12 protein-coding genes and 1 riboswitch are annotated in these 15,351 nt (G+C 72.0%); of the genes, 8 read left to right on the top strand and 4 right to left on the bottom strand.

Annotated features, from left to right (window positions below; translation table 11 throughout):
* Window position 1: 1 nt before the first annotated feature.
* Genes SM418_RS02415 through SM418_RS02390 form a run of 6 tightly spaced genes read left to right on the top strand, consistent with a single transcriptional unit; the run spans window position 2 to window position 7,838 of the window.
* Window positions 2-2,491, top strand: a complete 2,490-nt coding sequence (locus SM418_RS02415) for an ATP-binding protein (protein WP_371938540.1) — start codon at window positions 2-4, stop codon at window positions 2,489-2,491.
* Window positions 2,488-4,923, top strand: coding sequence for a type IV secretion system protein (locus tag SM418_RS02410; protein ID WP_371938541.1), 2,436 nt, complete (start codon window positions 2,488-2,490; stop codon window positions 4,921-4,923). Before SM418_RS02415 ends, SM418_RS02410 begins: the two co-directional genes overlap by 4 nt.
* On the top strand, window positions 4,923-5,561 hold the full coding sequence (locus SM418_RS02405; protein WP_371938542.1) for a hypothetical protein: 639 nt from the start codon (window positions 4,923-4,925) through the stop codon (window positions 5,559-5,561). The genes SM418_RS02410 and SM418_RS02405 overlap by 1 nt, the downstream gene beginning before the upstream one ends.
* Window positions 5,558-6,616 carry a C40 family peptidase gene (locus tag SM418_RS02400; protein ID WP_371938543.1) on the top strand — a complete coding sequence of 353 codons (1,059 nt, stop codon included), beginning with the start codon at window positions 5,558-5,560 and terminating at the stop codon, window positions 6,614-6,616. The genes SM418_RS02405 and SM418_RS02400 overlap by 4 nt, the downstream gene beginning before the upstream one ends.
* Before the next feature lie 41 nt (window positions 6,617-6,657).
* Window positions 6,658-7,446 carry a Mut7-C RNAse domain-containing protein gene (locus tag SM418_RS02395; protein WP_371938544.1) on the top strand — a complete coding sequence of 263 codons (789 nt, stop codon included), beginning with the start codon at window positions 6,658-6,660 and terminating at the stop codon, window positions 7,444-7,446.
* 20 nt (window positions 7,447-7,466) lie between these two features.
* Window positions 7,467-7,838, top strand: coding sequence for a (deoxy)nucleoside triphosphate pyrophosphohydrolase (locus SM418_RS02390; protein ID WP_371938545.1), 372 nt, complete (start codon window positions 7,467-7,469; stop codon window positions 7,836-7,838).
* 144 nt (window positions 7,839-7,982) lie between these two features.
* Here SM418_RS02390 and SM418_RS02385 read toward each other — a convergent pair whose 3' ends face one another.
* Entirely contained in the window at window positions 7,983-9,002 is a 1,020-nt protein-coding gene (locus tag SM418_RS02385; protein WP_371938546.1) for a C40 family peptidase, read from the bottom strand.
* Between the two features lie 7 nt (window positions 9,003-9,009).
* A riboswitch (cyclic di-AMP (ydaO/yuaA leader) is annotated at window positions 9,010-9,157 on the bottom strand.
* Window positions 9,158-9,368: 211 nt separating this feature from the next.
* Here SM418_RS02385 and typA point away from each other — a divergent pair.
* Entirely contained in the window at window positions 9,369-11,222 is a 1,854-nt protein-coding gene (typA, locus tag SM418_RS02380) for a translational GTPase TypA (RefSeq protein ID WP_371938547.1), read from the top strand.
* A gap of 71 nt (window positions 11,223-11,293) precedes the next feature.
* On the opposite strand, the gene SM418_RS02375 is transcribed toward typA, so the two are convergent.
* Window positions 11,294-11,665, bottom strand: a complete 372-nt coding sequence (locus SM418_RS02375) for an FHA domain-containing protein (protein WP_169806467.1) — start codon at window positions 11,663-11,665, stop codon at window positions 11,294-11,296.
* A 63-nt stretch (window positions 11,666-11,728) separates the two neighbouring features.
* Here SM418_RS02375 and SM418_RS02370 point away from each other — a divergent pair, with 63 nt between their 5' ends.
* Entirely contained in the window at window positions 11,729-12,736 is a 1,008-nt protein-coding gene (locus tag SM418_RS02370) for a hypothetical protein (protein WP_371938548.1), read from the top strand.
* On the opposite strand, the gene SM418_RS02365 is transcribed toward SM418_RS02370, so the two are convergent.
* On the bottom strand, window positions 12,640-13,389 hold the full coding sequence (locus SM418_RS02365) for a 4Fe-4S single cluster domain-containing protein (protein WP_371938549.1): 750 nt from the start codon (window positions 13,387-13,389) through the stop codon (window positions 12,640-12,642). The genes SM418_RS02370 and SM418_RS02365 overlap by 97 nt on opposite strands.
* Window positions 13,386-15,290, bottom strand: a complete 1,905-nt coding sequence (locus SM418_RS02360; protein WP_371938550.1) for an AAA family ATPase — start codon at window positions 15,288-15,290, stop codon at window positions 13,386-13,388. Before SM418_RS02360 ends, SM418_RS02365 begins: the two co-directional genes overlap by 4 nt.
* Window positions 15,291-15,351: the final 61 nt, after the last annotated feature.

Raw genomic sequence — 15,351 nt, 5'->3', positions numbered from 1 at the left:
CATGAGCAAGTCCAGCCGGCTGGCCGTCCGGTACTTCGACGACCGCGTCCTGTTCACCGACAACGCCGCCTGGGCGTACTTCAGGCTGCCCACCGTCTCGTACGAGTTCACCACCGGTGAGGAGCGCGAGGCGCTCGCCACCAACATCACCATCGCGCTCGCCGGCATCCGGATGCAGGACGCGGAGATCCACCTCCGGATCGCGCACCGCACCTACCCGGCGGCGGAGTGGGCGCTGGCCCTGGACCGGACGTCCGACGGCGGCGCCGGGTGGCGGGAGTACCTGGAGGAGACCTACGCGCACGTGTGGGCGAAGGACTTCTGGACCAAGGAGGTCTACCTCGGCGTGCGGCTCGGGCCGCGCGGCATGGGCGCGCACCTGTCGGGCGGTGCCCTGTCGCAGCTGCTCGGGTTCTACAAGCGCAGCGAGAGCGTGCTCGGCGTCCATGACGACGCGATCGACAAGAAGGAGATCGCGCGCTGGACGGAGCAGGCCGAACGGGTCGGGCGCGCGCTCGGCGGGTCCGCCCTCTACGCCAGGCACGCGTCGTCCACCGAGGTCGCGTGGCTGTTCCAGCACGCGGTGACGGGGTCGCTGGCCGATCCGCCGCCGTCCGCCGTCCCGCGCAGGAGGTGGGGCAAGGGCGAGATCGAGTCGCTCGTGGAGGGGGCCATCCACAACGGGCGCTCATACCTGCGGGTCGAGCAGCCCAACTTTACCGGCGCGGGCGGGGGCGCCACGGCCCAGTCGTACGTCGCGTACCTGTCGTTCGCCCGCTTTCCGGACATGATGCCGTTCCCGGACGGCGAGCCCTGGTTCCACTACGCCGACGCGCTCCCGTTCCCGGTGGAGATCAGCGCGCGGATGAAGCTGATCCCGCCGGCGAAGGCGTCCAAGGACGTCTCGCGGAAGCTGGCGCACGCCCGCGACATGGACCAGCACATCCGGGAGGCGGGCGCGGAGGCGCCGATCGCGCTCGCGGAGCAGATCGACGCGGCGCGGATGCTGGAGCACGGCATCACCAAGGAGCGGCTGCCGTTCGTGTACGGCTGGCACCGGCTGATCGTGTCCGCGCCGACCGAGGAGCTGCTCGCCCAGCGGGTGGACGCGGTGGTGGAGCACTACCGCGACATCGGCATCGACGTCGTCAACTCGACCGGCGACCAGTTCTCGCTGTTCCTCGAGTCGCTGCCCGGCGACCAGATCCGGCTGAACGCCTACGCGCAGCGGCAGCCGCTGCGGACGATCGCGGGCGGCATGCCGGTCGCGACCGTCGACCTCGGCGACCGTCCGGACGACGAGCAGGAGGGCTGGATCGGCCCGTACATCGGCGAGACGCTCGGCCGGGCCCGCTCCATCGTCCACTTCGACCCGCTCGTCGCCGCGGCCCGGAACCGTCCGACGGCGGTGGCGATCACCGGCGAGCCGGGCGGCGGCAAGACCACGCTCGCGCTGCTGCTGATCTACCAGATGGCGCTGCGCGGCGTCACGATCGCGGCGATCGACCCGAAGGGCGACGCCGAGTCGCTCGTCCAGCTGCTGAAGGCGCGCGGGCGCAGGGCGCGGATCCTGCCGCTCGGCTCCGCGGCGCCCGGCCTGCTCGACCCGTTCTCGTTCGGCGACGACCTCGCGACGATGAAGACGATGGCGACCGAGACGCTGCGGCTGCTGCTGCCGCGGATGTCGGAGGAGCGCGAGTCCGCGATGATCCAGGCGGTCGGCGCCGTCGCCAACGCCGAACGGCCCTCGCTCGGCCGCGTCGTCGACCACCTGGAGGCGGCCGACGATCCCGCGTCCAAGAACCTCGGCGCGGTGCTCCGCTCCATGTCGGAGATGAAGCTCGCCCGGCTGTGCTTCGACCCGTCCGGCGGCGAGCGCATCGACACCGCCGGCTGGACGACCGTCTTCACGCTCGGCGGCCTCACCCTGCCGGACGTCGCGATCTCGCGGGAGGACTACTCCTACGAGCAGCGGCTGTCGGTCGCGCTGATGTACCTGGTGTCGCAGTTCGCGCGGCGGCTCATGCACGGCCTCGACCGGCGGCTGCCGAAGGCCATCTTCCTGGACGAGGCGTGGGCGATCACCTCGACGCCCGAGGGCGCGAAGCTGGTGCCGGAGGTGTCCCGCATGGGACGCTCCCGGAACACCGCGCTGATCCTGGTCTCCCAGAACGCGGGGGACCTGCTGAACGAACAGGTGACGAACTGCCTGTCGTCGGTGTTCTCGTTCCGTTCCACCGAACGGGTCGAGGTCGGCAACGTCATGTCGCTGCTCGGCGTCGAGGCGTCCGACGAGCACAAGGCCGTGCTGCGCAACCTCGGCAACGGCGAATGCATCTTCCGTGACCTCGACGGCCGAGCGGGGCGCATCGGCGTCGACCTGATCTCCGAGGAACTGCAGCGTTGGCTGGACACCAACCCGACCCGGTCCCGTCCGGGCGCGTCCGAACTCACCGTCGCGGGGGCCGAGGTCCAGGAGGTCAGTCGATGAGGGGTCCCCGCGACCGGACGGCGCGCCTGCAGCGCTCGCCCGGCGAAGGGCTCGACCGCGCGGTCCTCGACCGCCGGCCCGGCCGCCGGCGCCGCCGTGCGCTGCCGCGCACCCGCCGCTCGGTCCTCGTGATGCTGGTGGCGGCCATCTTCGTCGTCATCCTGTCGCCGATGGCGAGCGCGGGGCCGTTCTCCCCGAACAGCCCGTGCACGCCGGCCGAGAACCCCGCGCCCGAGCAGTACGGGTCGGGGACCGACGGCATGATCAAGCCGCCCGACTATCCGAACGAGAAGCTGCAGAAGACCCCGGTCGAGCAACTGACCTACTACGACCGCTACGGCACCGCCGGGCAGACCTGGTACGCGGTCGACCTGGACTGCTCGGACGCGATGGCGCTGATGGGCAATGCCCTCGCCAACACCACGTTCACCATCGTCCGGGCGGTCGACCGGACGACGATCAGCGTGTACCAGGCCGCCGCGTCCGATTCGCTGCTCGGCTGGCTGAAGGACACCGTCGACGGCGTCATCAGCAACATCGGCAAGACGTTCAACGCGCGCTACTGGTCCTGGGTGGTCATCCTCGGCGCGATGTGGCTCGCGTGGTGGGGGCTCGTCCGCAAACGGGCCAGCAAGGTCACCGAGGGCGTGATCTGGATGGTCGCCGCGATGGTGGCGCTCATCTGGCTGGTCGCGCGGCCCGCGGACTTCACCACGCTCGGGACGAAGACGTCCGAGGCGACCAGCGCCGCGTTCAACGCGGCGTTGCCGCAGAGCGACACCAAGGGCGCGAGTTGCATACCGAGGCCGGACGGCAAGCCCGATCCGGCGACCTCGCGGAACCTGGACGCGACGACCCGCAACGCCAACGGGCTGTGGGTGGCGCTGGTGTGCAAGCCGTGGCTGCAGGGCGAGTTCGGCACCACCGACCCCAACGCCAAGATCGTCAAGGAGAACGCCGACAAGCTGCTCTGGTCGCAGGCGGTCGACCTGCCGGAGACGTACGGCGACAACAAGGTCGATCTGGGCAAGAAGGCCGACGCCTACAAGGACGTCACGAAGAACATCAAGGACAACCACCCGGAGACGTATTCGCTGTTCCAGGGCAAGAACTGGCAGAACCGGCTCGCGGTCGCGTTCGGCGGGCTGTTCGCGGCGCTGGTCGCCGGGCTGCTCATCATGGTCATCGCGATCGCGCTGATCGTCGTGAAGATCGCGTTCCTGCTGCTGCTCGTCGCCGGGCCGATCTTCCTCGGGATCGGGATACATCCGGGCATCGGACGGGTCATCGCCGTCCGATGGCTCGAACTGCTGCTGTCCATGCTGCTCAAACAGGCGGCGCTGATCGGCGTCCTTTCGCTGCTGCTGTGGGCCTACAGCCTGATCCTCGGCGAGACGCTGCCGTGGGGCCTGCAGGTGCTGCTCATCGCGCTGGTGACGTTCGCGGCGTTCATCTACCGCAAGCCGTTCCAGCACCTGTTCTCCGCCGTCGGCTACTCGGCGGTCGGGTCGCGGGAGAAGAGCGAGGCGCAGCTCAACAAGTCGGTCGCCGAAGCGCGCCGGAGCACGACCGCCGTCGCGGGCGCCGCCGTGCCCGGCGCGGCCGGGTACCGGCTGGCGCGGTGGGCGAAGCGCGACGCGACGTCGGAGGCCGGCGTCCCCGCTCAGGGCGAGGTGGCGCCCGGCGCCGCGGTCTCCGCCGATCGGCGGGCCGGCGCCGGGGCGGGCGACGGTCCGTCGCCGGAGGAGGCGCCGGTCCTGGCGGCGAAACCGCGCGGCGCGGGCGCCGTGGTGGCGCGGCAGGGACGCTCCCGGCGGGGCGCGCCGCCACTGAACCTGCCGTCCCGGGCGGGCGTGCTCAGCGACCGCCGCACGGACGACGGAACGGCGGCCGCCACCCGGCCGGGCGGCGGCGTCTCGGTGGCGAAGGGCGGTGCGGGCTCTGGTGCGGGCGCCGATGCGGGCGCGGCGTCCGGTGGCGGGAAGCCGTCCTCCGGCGCGGGCCCCGGCACGGGCACCGTCCGGCCGACCTCCTGGTCCGGACGCGGTGGCGGCAGCGGCGTCAGCGGCGGCTCCGGAGGTGGTTCCGGGGGCAACGGCGGCGGCAGCGGCTCGGGCGGTGGCGGCTGGTTCGCCGGCGGCGGCCGTTCGTCCGGCTCGGCCGACCGCGGGCGCGACCGTCCCGGCGGCGGTTCCGGCGGCTCCGGTGGTTCGGGCGGCGGTTCCGGCGGCGGGGCGCCCGCGACGAACGTCCCCAGGCAGCGCGGCGGTTCGGGCGGCGGCGGCTCGAACGGCAACCCGCCCCAGAACCAGGGCGGAGTGCGGCAGCCCCCGCCGCTGTGGGGCAGGCGCGGCTCCGAGGCGGGCTCGTCGATCCCGTTCTGGCTGCGTCCGGTGGAGCGTCCGTCCGGTGAGCCGGAACGGGACGAGTGATGAACCTGAACGACCGCCGGCGCAAGTTCCTGTTCGCGGGGCTCGTGGTGGTGCTCGCCGCCGTCGGCGTCTACCTGACGGTCGCCACGCCGGAGCACGGCGACGACCCTCAGGAGGCCCGGCCGAGCGCCACGCCCACGGCCGGGCCGCCCGGCCCGCAGTCCCCGCCGCCGGGGATCCAGCAGGCCGTGAACCCGGGCGACTTCGACATCTACCGGCTGCTGCCGTTCTCCCGGCAGGAGTTCGCGACGGCGGCGGACATGGCACAGCGGTTCGTCGCCGCCTACGAGACGTACCGCTACGACGAGCCCCCCGAGACGTACCTGGGGCGGCTGTCCGGCCTGACGACCGACGACCTGAAGCAGCAGCTCGGGCGGGACGCGGGGACGCCGGGCCTGCTGGAGGAGCGCCGCCGCGCGCAGGTCGTCGCGCAGGGGGCCGCGTCCCTCGACCAGGTGCGCACCATCGAGAACAACTCGGTCATCTTCCTGGTGACGGGCCGCCAGCGGGTGACCAAGGGCGGCAAGGAGAGCAGCGACAGAAAGCAGTACGCGGTGACCGTCGCGCGTGACGGCGGCTCGCTGAAGGTGTACGCGTTCGAGCCCGCGGACGCCGGACAGGCGGGTGACACCGGATGACCCCCCGCCGGTTGCTGTTCGCCGGCGCCCTCGGCGTCGCCGCGACGTTGTTCGTCGCGCTGGTGTTCGTCCCGATCCTGTTCGGCGCGAGCCAGTTCATGTTCGGCGGCGGGGTCGGCGGGGGAGGGTGCGTGGACGTCGCCGGCGCGGGCGCGCAGCCCGCCGCGGCGGACGACGCCAAGGCGGTCCCCGCGAACTACCTGGAGCTGTACCAGCAGGCGGGCAAGAAGTACGGCATCCCGTGGAACGTGCTGGCCGGCATCGGCAAGGTCGAGACCGACCACGGCCGGTCGACGCTCCCCGGCGTCGGCAGCGGCGAGAACTACGCGGGCGCCGGGGGGCCGATGCAGTTCCTGGCCGCGACGTTCAAGGCCTTCGGCGTCGACGGGAACAAGGACGGCAAGAAGGACCGCTACAACCCGGCCGACGCGATCCCCTCGGCCGCCGCCTACCTCAAGCACAACGGCGCGCCGCAGCGGATGAAGACCGCGATCTTCCAGTACAACCACTCGTCGGACTACGTGGACCTCGTCCTCGACTGGGCGAGGCGCTACGCCGGCGGCGAGTTCAAGGTCGTCCAGGCGAACGGCGTCAACTGCGACGACAACGAGCTGCCCGCGAACGCCGGCGCCCTCGTCCAGCAGATCATCCAGTTCGCGCTCGCGCAGCGCGGCAAGCCGTACGTGTTCGGCGCGAACGGGCCGGACGCGTGGGACTGCTCCAGCCTCATCCAGGCCGCCTACCGGCAGGTGGGCCTCAACCTCCCGCGCACGACGTTCGAGCAGTGGCCGTTCGGCGTGAAGGTCGGCAAGGGCAAGGAGCAGCCGGGCGACCTGGTGTTCTTCAACTCCGGCCCGGGGACGTCGGCGGGCAGCCCCGGCCATGTGGGGATGGTCATCGGCAAGAACAAGATGATCGTGGCGAGCTGCTCGACGTGCGTGCCCGCGATCGGCGTGAAGACCTACAAGCGGTCGGACTGGGTGGGCGTGACCCGCCCGCTCGCGCGGCCCGACTTCAGGAAGAAGGTCGGCGAACTCGCCGCCCGCCGGCCCTGATCCTGCGGAGAATCCGGCGGGGAACGTCGGCGTCGCGTGGCATGCTGAGCGGCGTGGAGACCGAGATGACCGTCCGCGTCGCCGACGAGCTGCTGATGTTCCTGCCCGCCACGCGGCGCGAGACCGTGAACCGGGTGCCGTGTGACGGGACGTCGACGCTGGGGCATGTCGTGGAGTCGCTCGGCGTGCCGCTGCCCGAGGCCGGCCCGATGACCATCGGCGGCGCGCGGGTCGAGCCGTCCACCCGGCCGCACGCGGGCGACGAGGTGCGCGTGGAGGCGGTGCCGCGCCCGCAGCCCGTCCCGCTGGAGCCGGGGCAGGACGCGCCGCGCTTCCTCCTGGACGTGCACCTCGGCACGCTGGCGCGGCGGATGCGCCTCCTCGGCCTCGACGCCGCCTACCACAACGACATGGACGACCCGGCGCTGGTCGTCCAGGCCAACGCGGAGCACCGCGTCCTGCTCACCCAGGACCGCGGCCTCCTCCGCCGCCGCGCGCTGTGGTTCGGCGCCTACGTGCGCGGCTCCCGGCCCGACGACCAGCTCCGCGACCTGCTCGACCGGTTCGCGCCCGTCCTGCACCCGTGGACGCGCTGCACCGCCTGCAACGGGGAACTCGTCCCGGTCGACAAGGACGAGGTCGAAGGCGCCCTGGAGGCCGGAACGCGCCGCAGCTACGACGTCTACGGCCGCTGCGCCGACTGCGGGCAGGTGTACTGGCGCGGCGCGCACGGCGATCATCTGGAGGAGATCGTCCGGGAGTCGATGCGGCTGGTCGAGGTCGCACGGGGTAGGAGCGGCTCGCGGGCCGCCGTCACGGAGAGGGGCTGATCGCGATCGATCTCGTGGTCGTGGGCGCGGCGATCATCGCGGACGGACGGCTGCTGAGCGCGCAGCGGGCCGAACCGCCGCACATGGCGGGCGGCTGGGAGCTGCCGGGCGGGAAGGTCGACCCGGGGGAGTCCGACGAGGACGCCCTGGTCCGCGAGTGCCACGAGGAACTGGCGATCAAAGTGCGGCTGGGCCGCCGGGTCGGCGGCGACTGGCGGCTGAGCGGGCGGAGCCTGCTGCGCGTGTGGACCGCTGAGATCATCGAGGGCGAGCCGCGGGCGCTGGAGCACCTGGCCCTCCGCTGGCTGTCCCCGGACGAGCTGTACGACGTCGAGTGGCTGCCGGGAGACCGTCCCGTCATCGACGCCATCGTCCACGACGGTCTCGTCTGAGGATCGGCACCGGCCGACGCGGCGATCTCACGCGGCCCTCTCCTCCTCCGGGCGCAAGTCCCGGAGGAGGAGAGAACCGCGATGAACGCGGGGGCTCCCTGCCGCGCCGCAGGAAACCCCCGACGTCTGTGGGGGCGGCCGCGGTCAGGTGATGCGGTTGGCGCCCGCGAAGTCGGAACGGTCCGACAGTTTGGAGATCTTCACCACATCGCCGGTCTGCGGTGCGTGCAGGTACTTGCCGTCGCTGAGGTAGATCCCCATGTGATGGAGGTTGCTCCCGAAGTAGACGAGGTCGCCCGAGCGCAGCGCGCCGCGCGACACCTTTGTCCCCAGCGCGTAGAGGTCGCCGGTGTAGTGCGGCAGGCCGGACTTGCCGACCTGGGCGTAGGCCCAGACGACGAGGCCGGAGCAGTCGAAGCTGCTCGGGCCGGCCGCGGCCCACACGTACGGGGAGCCGATCTTGCCGTAGGCCTTGCGGGCCATCTTCGCGGGCAGGTCCGAGCCCTTGATGGTCGCGGTGAGCCCGGTGCGCGGGTCGCGGGCGTGCGTGGTGGAGAGCTTGTCGAGGCGCTTCAGCACCTCGGTGACCTTGGCCTTCGCCTCCGAACGCGCCTTCTTGGCGTCCTGCCAGGCCTTCTCGACCTTCGCGGTCTTGGCCTTCGCGTCCCGCTCGGCGGCCTCGGCCTGGTCGATCTCCTTCTGCAGGGCCCGGACGGCGTGCGCCTGGTTCTGCACCAGGTAGGCGCTGTCGGACAGCCCGTCCGGGGACCCGGTCGCACCGAAGATCGCGTCGGGGGCGCCGGCCATGTAGTTCGCCGCGGCCATCCGGCCGAGCTGCTCGCGGGCGGGCGCGGCCTGGTTCCGCAGCGCCTGCGCGGTCTTCGTGGCGTCCCGCAGGGCCTTCTGCGCGGCCTTCAGGTCCACGCGGGCCTTGTTGTACTTCTCGGTGAGGATCTCGGCCTCTTCGTTCAGCGCGTTGAGGCTCTTGCGCAGGCCCTGCTCCGTCGTCGGAGTGGGGTTCGGCGCGGCTGCGGCGCTGGCCAGCCGGAGCGGCGGCGCGGCGTGGGCGGCGACGGGCGCGGTGGCGCCGAGGCCGATCAGGAGCATGCTGGCCGCGGTGGCGGCGGGCGTGATGCGACGCCGCCGGCGGGGGTCCGGTGCCAAGCCGGTGTTCTCCTCTCCTCGCGCGCCTACCGGGTTAGCTGACGGGTTCGGGCCAGGAGTCGCCCTACGGCGCGCGCCTGCGACGTGCGTCGATTCACCCCGAGTGGTGGGTCCCCGGTTCTCCCTGCCTGCGGGAGATTCGGCGTTCCGGCCGCAGCCCCTGGGGGTGGGACTCCGCACGACCGGATCTCGGGCAGATTACAAAGAACGAGCAAAGTTGGCGAATCGGGGCCCGAGTGAAGCGGGTGAGGGCTGTGGCGGCGGGGATGGACGCGCTCGGGATGGGTGGTACACGGCGGCGCGTAGAATGGAGTGCTGCCGCGTTTCTGCGGCGAGTCTCCTGAAACCTCACGCAAGGTAACCCGCATGCCCATCTCCACGCGCGACGACCTCCGGAACGTCGCGATCGTCGCCCACGTCGACCACGGAAAGACGACGCTGGTCGACGCCATGCTCTGGCAGTCCGGGGCCTTCCGCGAGAACCAGGACGTCGACGACCGGGTCATGGACTCCAACGACCTGGAACGCGAGAAGGGCATCACCATTCTCGCGAAGAACACGGCGGTCCTGCACAACGGGCTGACGATCAACATCATCGACACCCCCGGCCACGCCGACTTCGGCGGCGAGGTCGAGCGCGGGCTGTCCATGGTGGACGGCGTCGTCCTGCTGGTGGACGCCAGCGAGGGCCCGCTGCCGCAGACCCGGTTCGTGCTGCGCAAGGCGCTCGCCGCGCGGCTGCCGGTGATCCTGGTCGTGAACAAGACCGACCGTCCCGACGCCCGCATCGACGAGGTCGTGGACGAGACGTACGAGCTGTTCATGGACCTCGACGCCGACGAGGAGCAGATCGACTTCCCGATCGTGTACGCGTCCGGCCGGGCCGGCCGCGCCTCGCTGACCAAGCCGGCCGACGGCGCCATGCCGGACAGCGAGGACCTGGAGCCGCTGTTCTCGGTCATCACCGAGACGATCCCGGCGCCGTCCTACGACCCGGACGCGCCGCTGCAGGCCCACGTGACGAACCTGGACGCCTCCAGCTACCTCGGCCGGATCGCGCTGTGCCGCGTGCACGCCGGGACGATCAAGAAGGGCCAGCAGGTCGCCTGGTGCCGGCACGACGGCAGCGTCGAGCGGGTGAAGATCACCGAGCTGCTGATGACCGAGGCGCTCACCCGCAAGCCCGCCGACGACGCGGGGCCGGGCGACATCATCGCGATCTCCGGCATCCCCGACATCATGATCGGCGACACGATCGCCGACCCCGACGACCCGCGCCCGCTGCCGCTGATCACCGTGGACGAGCCGGCGATCTCCATGACGATCGGCACCAACACCGGGCCGATGGCCGGACGCGAGAAGGGCACCAAGGTCACCGCCCGCATGGTCAAGGACCGGCTCGACCGCGAACTCGTCGGCAACGTATCGATCAGGGTGCTGCCGACCGAGCGGCCGGACGCCTGGGAGGTGCAGGGCCGCGGCGAGCTGGCCCTCGCGATCCTCGTCGAGAACATGCGCCGCGAGGGCTACGAGCTGACCGTCGGCAAGCCGCAGGTCGTCACCCGGGACATCGACGGCAAGCGGCACGAGCCGGTCGAGCGGCTCACCGTCGACATCCCCGAGGAGCACCTCGGCGCGGTCACGCAGCTGCTGGCCGTCCGCAAGGGCCGCATGGAGCACATGACCAACCACGGCACCGGCTGGGTCCGGATGGAGTTCCTCGTCCCGGCCCGCGGCCTGATCGGGTTCCGCACCGAGTTCATGACCGAGACGCGCGGCACCGGCATGGCGCACCACGTCTTCGAGGACTACGAGCCCTGGTTCGGCGAGCTGCGCACCCGCCCGTCCGGTTCGCTGGTCGCCGACCGCGCCGGCGCCGCCACCGCGTACGCGATCACGAACCTGCAGGAGCGCGGCACGTTCTTCGTCGGGCCGACCACCGAGGTGTACGAGGGCATGATCGTCGGGGAGAACTCCCGCGCCGACGACATGGACGTCAACATCACCAAGGAGAAGAAGCTCACGAACATGCGCTCGTCCACCGGCGACGAGCTGGAGCGGCTCACCCCGCCCCGCGTCCTGTCGCTGGAGGAGGCCCTGGAGTTCTGCCGCGAGGACGAGTGCGTCGAGGTGACCCCGGCGAACGTCCGCATCCGCAAGGTCGTGCTGGACGCCAAGGAGCGCGAGCGCACGCGCGCCCGCACCAAGCGCGCGGGCTGATCCCCGCACCGCCGTGCGAAAGGGCGGCCCCGCGGTTCTGAGAACCGCGGGGCCGCCCTTTCACGTACCGGTCACTTCAGCTGGACGGTCCCGGTCACGTCGGCGGCCAGGCGGAGCTGGTCGCCGTCGCGGAGGGGCGCCTCCACGCCGCGGGGGAGCCGCTCGCCGTTGACGAACGTCCCGTTGGTGGAGCCCTCGTCCCGCACCCAGGCCGTGCCGGACGGGTCGAGCCAGACGGTCGAATGGCGCCGCGACACGTTGTCGTACTGCGTGAACGTGGCCGCCACCGGCGACTGGCCCGCGTCCCGGCCGAGGACGAGGTGCTGGCCGACGGACACCTTCAGCTCGCCCGTGGGGAACTGCACCCGGAGGACGGGCGTGCCCTGCTTGGGCAGGGGCCGCAGGCAGGAGTCGCACTGCGCCGCGCCCGGGTTGCTCAGCACCGCCTCGCAGTACGGGCACATGAACGCCGTGCTGTCGGGCGCAGGACGTCCCTGGTTGTGGTCGTGCGGCAGCAGCGTCGCCTCGCGGCCGTGCGGCGGCAGCGGCGGCTGGCCCCCGTGCTGGGGACCACCGTGCTGGGGACCACCGTGCTGCGGCCCGCCATGCTGCGGCCCCTGGGGCCCGCCGTGCTGGGGCTGCTGTGGCGGGGGGCCGAACTGGTGCTCGGCCGGCTGCGGAGCGCCGTACTGGTCCTGCGGCGCCCCGTATTGGTCCTGAGGCGCGCCGTACTGGTCTTGCGGGGCGCCGTACTGGCCCTGGGGCGGCTGCGGTGCGCCGTACTGGTCCTGCGGTGCCCCGTATTGATCCTGCGGGGCGCCGTACTGGTCCGGAAGGGGCTGGTACTGCGGCTCGCGCTGCTGGTACTGGTCCTGCGGTGGTTGCGGCGCACCCCACTGGTCCTGCGGCTGCTGTTGCGGCACACCCCACGGGTCCCCGGGCGGCTGCTGCATCGGCGGCTGGCCCCCGTGCTGGGGACCGCCCTGCTGAGGACCGCCCTGCTGGGGGGCACCGTGCTGAGGACCGCCGTGTTGGGGGCCGCCGTGCTGCGGCTGGCCGTACTGGTCAGGCGCCTGCTGGGGCGCGGGCGCCCCCCACGGGTCCGGCTGCTGTTGCTGCGGCGCGCCCCATGGGTCCGGCTGCTGCGCGGGCGGGCCCTGCTGGTGCTGGGCTCCCTGCTGCCCGTACGGGTCGTGGGGCTGCTGCGGCTGGCCGTACTGGGGCTGCCCGTGCTGCGGGCCGCCGCCGTACTGGCCGCCCGGCTGCTGCCCGGGCGGCGGGCCTCCCGGCCGCTGCTGGTCGTCGTACCCGCCCGGCCCCTGCCGGTGGGCGGCGCCGCCTCCGCGCGCCAGGTTGGCCCCGCAGCTCATGCAGAGCAGATCGCCCTGCTGGTGCGGTTCGCCGCAGACAGGACAGTTCAAGGTCGCCATGACACATCCCCCGAGCGCACCCCGGCGCGGTCGAGCCTCGACGTCAGGTGCTCCATGTCACCCCTTCGCGGGATCCCGATGTAGTACACCCGCCTTCCCTCCGGCCCTTCGTCCACGGACACCTGTACTCGGGGCCCTGTTCCTTCTCCAGTCTTCCCGATGTCGGCCAGTGCCCCGTACCGCCGCCGCCCCAGCGGGGACAGCGGCACGACGCGCTGATTGGCCGACCCCCTCCAGAGTAGGGAGCCGTCGCCGGAGTGTCGCCCCTCCGGATTGAGCCGGTCGACGTACGGTCCGGTGATCACGGCGTCGCACAGGTCCAGGATCTCGCGCGTCTCACCGCTGCGGGAGAGCCGGGAGTAGACATATCCGCTGTATACCAATATGTCCAATGCACTCGTCTCACGGTCGAGGGTGTCCCGCCACGCGCGGAGACCGCGCAGCAGGGCCCCCAGCGCGGCCGGCTGCTGGAACGGCTCACCACCGGAAATGGTGACGCCGTCGACCGGTCCGGGCAGGGACGCGAGCCATCCTAAAACGGTCTTGACGGGCACCGCGCGGCGCGGGTCGGCGTCCCAGGTGTCCCTGGACAGGCAGCCGTCGCAGTGCAGCGTGCAGCCCTGCGTCCAGATGCCCGCGCGGACCCCGGGGCCGAGTGTGGTCACCGGATAGTGTGCCTTGGCGAGCAGCAGCGCCTCGCCCGTGCCGTCCGTGCCGTCCGTGCCCTCGCCGGTCACTGGAGATCCAGATGGACGATGCTTCCCTCGCGCCGGATGGCCGTCACGGTGACCTTCTCGTCCGGCACGAGCTCCCGGTCGAACAGCGCGCGCGCCAGCGGGTTGACGAAATGCGACTCCAGCGCCATGCCGATGCCGCGCCCGCCCCTGTCCAGCTCCTCCGTGCACCATTCGCGGAGGGTCGTCAGCGCGTCTCCCTTCACGGTGAGGGAGAGCCGGTGCTCGTCGGTGACCCGCCGGCAGATGTTCGCGAACTGCAGCTCGAAGATCTTGTGCGCGGCCTCGGCGGAGATGAAGTCGAACACGACGATGTTGTCCCCGAACCGGTTGAGCAGCTCCGGCCGGTTGAGCACCTCGGTGAAATGGTCGGCGACCGCGCTCTTGATGCGCTGCTCGACCTCGTCGTACGCCATTCCGGGTGTGATGTTCTGCACACGGTCCGGCACCGGGTGGGGGAAGGCGTCGCGGGTCGTCAGGTCGCGTCCCGGGACGTACATCCCGAGGTTCGAGGTGAAGATCAGGATCGACTCGGAGAAGTGCACGGTGTTGCCGCGCCCGTCGGTGAGGCGGCCGTCCTCCAGGATCTGCAGGAACTTGTCCAGGATCCGCGGGTGCGCCTTCTCGATCTCGTCGAAGAGGATCACCCGGAACGGGTCCTCGCGGACGGCGTTGGTCAGCTCGCCGCCCGCCTCGTGGCCGACATAGCCGGGCGGCGACCCGATCAGCCGGTCGCCGGACCCCTCGCCGGAGAACTCGCTCATGTCGAAGCGCAGGTAGGCGGACTCGTCCCCGAACACCAGCTCGGTGATCGCCTTCGCCAGCTCCGTCTTGCCGGTGCCGGTCGGTCCCGCGAAGAACAGCACGCCGCGCGGCCGGCTGCCCGACCGGGTCGCCTGCGCGCCGGACAGGCCGAGCACGGCCCGCTTCAGGATGTCGAGGGTCTTGGTGACGGCCTGCGGCTGCCCGATCACCCGCTCCGGGACGCGCTTCTCGCCCTCCAGCACGCGGCGCCGCAGATGGCCGCGGCTCCACGGGTTGTCGAGCACGCCGAGCTTGTAGGTGCGCACCGCGTCCGGCAGGTCGGTCAGGTCGACGTTGCGCTCCTTCGCCAGCCGCGTCACCTCGATCATCGACTGGAGGGTGAGGCCGTCGGCCTGCTCGGCGAACGCGTCGCACGCCGCCGCCGCGGCCTCGTCGCCGCCGACGTCGGTGACCCCGAACGCGCGCGCCAGCAGCCGCGCCGTCTCCTGCCGGTCGCCGAGGTGCGGGCGCGGGATCGTGATCTCGCGGATGTTCTCGTTGTCGGTCGTCAGCCACGGCGGCAGGTCGCCGGGCCGCTCCACCAGCCACACGACCGGGTTGTACAGCGGCTTCGGCCGCGCCCCCGGCACCCGGACCGGCCGGGCGCTGCGCGACAGCTTCGCGCAGAACCGGAAGAAGTCGCGCTCGCCCGGCTCCAGGTCCGTGGGGGTGCGGGCGATCCGCGACGCCGAGTCGATCACGAACGCGGCGCGGATGTCCTCGCCAGGACGGGCCACCGCGGCCAGATGCCGGCTCAGCGCCTCCAGCGACGGCTTCTCGTCCGGCTTGATCTTGCCGAGCAGCCGCTGGGCCGCCTGCGCGGCCGCGTCGTCGCCGTCCGGGTAGACCTGCAGCCCGTCCACCGGGTCGTACACGATCATGCAGGACGCGCCGCTGGAGTGCAGCGTCTCCCACAGCAGCCCGCGCAGCGGCAGCAGCCGCGCGGGCCCGCCGCCCTCCACCGGCGGCGCGAGGAAGCTGTCGTAGAGGTTTCCCGACAGGACGTACTGGGAGTGCACCGAGAGGGTCGCGTCGAGCTCGCGGATGAACGGCGGCCAGCCCTGCAGCCGGCCCCCGAGAGTCGGCGAATCAATGCTCATCTGTGCTCCCCTGCGGGGCGGCGGCCTTGCGCAGGGAGACGCCCTCTTGCGCCCCACTCCA

The organism is Actinomadura chokoriensis, assembly GCF_041463665.1.
In the GTDB taxonomy this organism is placed as follows: Bacteria; Actinomycetota; Actinomycetes; order Streptosporangiales; family Streptosporangiaceae; genus Spirillospora; species Spirillospora chokoriensis_A.
Note: the sequence above shows the minus strand (reverse complement) of the source record. Positions and strands in the feature narration are given on the sequence as shown.

What these genes read in the sequence shown, in the direction of transcription:
- SM418_RS02415 (WP_371938540.1), top strand. Translation starts at nt 2, where the DNA reads ATGAGCAAGTCCAGCCGGCTGGCCGTCCGGTACTTCGACGACCGCGTC.
- SM418_RS02410 (WP_371938541.1), top strand. Translation starts at nt 2,488, where the DNA reads ATGAGGGGTCCCCGCGACCGGACGGCGCGCCTGCAGCGCTCGCCCGGC.
- SM418_RS02405 (WP_371938542.1), top strand. Translation starts at nt 4,923, where the DNA reads ATGAACCTGAACGACCGCCGGCGCAAGTTCCTGTTCGCGGGGCTCGTG.
- SM418_RS02400 (WP_371938543.1), top strand. Translation starts at nt 5,558, where the DNA reads ATGACCCCCCGCCGGTTGCTGTTCGCCGGCGCCCTCGGCGTCGCCGCG.
- SM418_RS02395 (WP_371938544.1), top strand. Translation starts at nt 6,658, where the DNA reads ATGCTGAGCGGCGTGGAGACCGAGATGACCGTCCGCGTCGCCGACGAG.
- typA (WP_371938547.1), top strand. Translation starts at nt 9,369, where the DNA reads ATGCCCATCTCCACGCGCGACGACCTCCGGAACGTCGCGATCGTCGCC.
- SM418_RS02360 (WP_371938550.1), bottom strand. Translation starts at nt 15,290, where the DNA reads ATGAGCATTGATTCGCCGACTCTCGGGGGCCGGCTGCAGGGCTGGCCG.